Here is a 2,860-nt window from a genome sequence, read left to right as displayed (position 1 = left end):
GGCGGGCGGTGGGGGTGGGGGGGGTGATCCTGGAGGAGGACTCCAAGCCCAGGGGCGTCCCCACCAGCCGTAGGCCCGTGGGGACGTTCCGCTTTCGCGCACAGGCGGTCCTCCTGGCCACGGGGGGCATCGGGGCCAACCTCGAGCTCGTGCGCCGCCACTGGCCCGAGCGCATAGGGCCCCCACCAGGACGGATGCTTTCCGGGGTGCCGGACCACGTGGACGGCCAGGGGCTCCTCCTCGCCCAGCGGGCGGGTGCCAGGCTGGTGAACCTGGACCGCATGTGGCACTACCCCGAGGGGGTGGAGAACCACACCCCCCTCTGGACCCACCACGGCATCCGCATCCTCCCCGGACCCTCCTCCCTTTGGGTGGACGCCACGGGCCGGCGCCTGCCTCCGCCTCTTTTCCCCGGGTTTGACGCCCTGGAGACCCTCCGCCACCTGCGGAAGACGGGGTTTGACTGGAGCTGGTTCGTCCTAGACCTGCGCATCCTCAAGAAGGAGTTCGCCCTTTCCGGATCGGAGCAGAACCCCGACCTCACGGGGCGGAGCTGGCCCATGGTCCTTAGGAACCGCCTCCTGGGCCCTGCCGCCCCGGTCAGGGCCTTCCTGGAGCGGGGGAAGGACTTCCTGGTGGCGGAAAGCCTTTCCGAGCTCATGCGCAAGATGGATGCCCTGGCCCCCGGCGTCCTGGACCCAGCCCAGCTGGAAAGGGAGGTCAAGGCCTGGGATCGGGAGCTCCTCCACCCCTTCGCCAAGGATGCCCAGGCCCTGGCCCTCCAGGCCTTCCGCCGCTATTTGGGGGACCGGCTTTTCCGGGTGGCCAAGCCCGCCCCCCTCCTCGCGGGAAAGGGGCCTTTGGTGGCGGCTAGGCTTTGGACCCTCACCCGGAAGACCCTAGGGGGCATCCAGACGGACCTCAAGGGCCGGGCCCTCACCCCTTTGGGGGTGCCTTTGCCGGGGCTTTTTGCCGCGGGGGAGGCCGCGGGGTTTGGCGGGGGGGCCTTCCACGGGTACAAGGCCCTGGAGGGGACCTTCCTGGGGGGGTGCCTCTTCACCGGCCTCCAGGCCGCCCGGGGGATCCTGGAGGGGCTAGAATAGGCCCATGCGGCTGCACCACGTGGGCATTGCGGTGGAGGACCTGGAGGCGGCCAAGGCCCGCTACCTCCTCCTGGGCTTCCGGGTGGAGGCGGAAGGAGAGGTGGCGGCCCAAGGGGTGCGGGTGGCCATGCTCCGGGGGGAGGGAGAGGCCCGGTTGGAGCTCCTGGCCCCCTTGGGCCCGGAGACCCCCGTGGGCCGTTTCCTGGCCAAGCGGGGCCCTGGTCTCCACCACCTGGCCTTCGCCACCTTGGACCTCGAGGGGGCCCTGGCCGCGCTCAGGGCCGCGGGGGCCCGTCTGGTGGACAAAACCCCCCGGCCGGGGTTTGGGGGGCACCGGGTGGCCTTCCTCCACCCCTCCTTCGCCCAGGGGGTTCTGTGGGAGCTGGTGGAGGCTTAAGGGGCTTTTTCCTGGGGCTTGCCCTCCTCTGGATGGGGGTCTTGTGGTGGCTTTCGGACCAGCCCGCCACCGGGGCGGGGCTTCCCCACCCCTGGGACAAGGGGGCCCACTTCCTGGCCTACGCCCTTTTGGCCCGCCTTTGGCGCCTTGGCCTTGGGGGGTTTTGGGGGGCCTTCCTCCTAGCCTCGGGCTACGGGGTGGTGGACGAGTGGCACCAAAGCTTTGTTCCCGGCCGGGAGGCCTTCGGCTGGGATCTCCTGGCGGACGCCCTGGGGGCCTTCTTTGGGGCTAGAGGGGTGGGTAGATGGGGAGCTCCAAAAACCGCCCCCCCTCCGCCCCCGCGGCCAGGACCAGGGCCTGGGCGATGAGCTCGGGCCGGATCCAGCGGCTGGGGTCGGCCTCGGGCATGGCCCGGCGGTTGGGCTCCGTGTCCAGGGTGCCCATGGGGTAGACCACCAGGAAGCGCACCCCCTCCACCTCTCCCTGGAGGGACCTGAGGAGGCTTGCCAGGGCGGTCTTGGCCATGGTGTAGAGGGCCCGGCCCGGGCCCACCCCGGTCCAGGCGGGCCCCGCGGCGATGGCGGCGAAGAAGCCCTCCCTGCGGGTCTCCATGTAGGGGAGGGCGGCCTTCAGGAGGTTATAGGCGGTGCGCAGGTTCAGGTCCAGCATCCAGTCGTAAAGCCCCGGGTCGGAGTCCAGAAAGCGCCCCGCGGCGAACCCCCCCACGGTGTGGACCACCCCGTAAAGGGGGCCTTCCCGCTCGGCGAACCCCGCCAGGGCCTGGGCCTCCTCCAGCCGGGTGAGGTCGGCCACGAAGGTCTTGGCCCCTACCGTCTGGGCCCTTTCCGCCATGCGCTCGAGGCGGGGGTCGGAAAGGAGCAGCCGGGCCCCGGCCCGGTGGAAGGCCGGGATCACCGCCCGGGCCAGGGCGCCCCCCGCACCGGTGATGAGGACCGCCTTGCCTTGGAGCATGCCCTATTCTACCGGGATGAGGGCCAGGGCCCTAGGGGAAAGGCCCAAGGCGGGCAGGCCCACCCGCTGGGGAGGGGAGGGGACGAGGTCGTAGACGTAAAGGCGGCTCCCCGCGGCCAGGTACAGGTACCCGTCCGGGGCCACCAGGCCTGCCTGGAAGGTGGTAAAGGTCTCTTGGGGCCCGGAGTCCCTGGGCTCCAGGACCTGGAAACCCCGGCCGAAGGCCACCAGGCCCACCACCGGGTCCAAGGCCAGGCGGGCTTCCCCAAGCTCGTCCCCCAGGACCTTCCGGCTCTGGAGGGCCTCCCCTTGGAGGGTGTAGAGGCGCACCTCCGTGGCCGTGGGCCCAAGGCCGAGAAGCCGGCCCCGGCTCCCGTCCGCCCGGAGG

General features: G+C 71.5%; 4 protein-coding genes and 1 pseudogene. 3 read left to right on the top strand and 2 right to left on the bottom strand.

The window, feature by feature from the left end; all coding sequences use genetic code 11:
• The 3 genes from WKI94_RS11770 to WKI94_RS11760 form a co-directional block, all read left to right on the top strand.
• Positions 1-1,103: FAD-binding dehydrogenase (locus WKI94_RS11770; RefSeq protein WP_337845913.1), on the top strand; the 1,103-nt coding region annotated here is incomplete at its 5' end.
• Between the two features lie 4 nt (positions 1,104-1,107).
• Positions 1,108-1,500, top strand: a complete 393-nt coding sequence (mce, locus tag WKI94_RS11765) for a methylmalonyl-CoA epimerase (protein WP_337845912.1) — start codon at positions 1,108-1,110, stop codon at positions 1,498-1,500.
• A 32-nt stretch (positions 1,501-1,532) separates the two neighbouring features.
• The gene (locus WKI94_RS11760) at positions 1,533-1,868 is read left to right on the top strand and encodes a VanZ family protein (RefSeq protein WP_337845914.1); all 336 of its coding nucleotides are present in this window, start codon (positions 1,533-1,535) and stop codon (positions 1,866-1,868) included.
• Here WKI94_RS11760 and WKI94_RS11755 read toward each other — a convergent pair.
• Positions 1,789-2,472, bottom strand: a complete 684-nt coding sequence (locus tag WKI94_RS11755) for an SDR family oxidoreductase (protein WP_337845911.1) — start codon at positions 2,470-2,472, stop codon at positions 1,789-1,791. The two genes, WKI94_RS11760 and WKI94_RS11755, sit on opposite strands and share 80 nt — an antisense overlap.
• 3 nt (positions 2,473-2,475) lie before the next feature.
• A pseudogene (locus WKI94_RS11750) lies at positions 2,476-2,860 on the bottom strand (hypothetical protein); the annotation flags it as partial.

It is taken from the genome of Thermus sp., assembly GCF_037444525.1.
GTDB lineage: Bacteria > Deinococcota > Deinococci > Deinococcales > Thermaceae > Thermus.
This window is presented reverse-complemented; position numbering and strand designations above follow the sequence as displayed.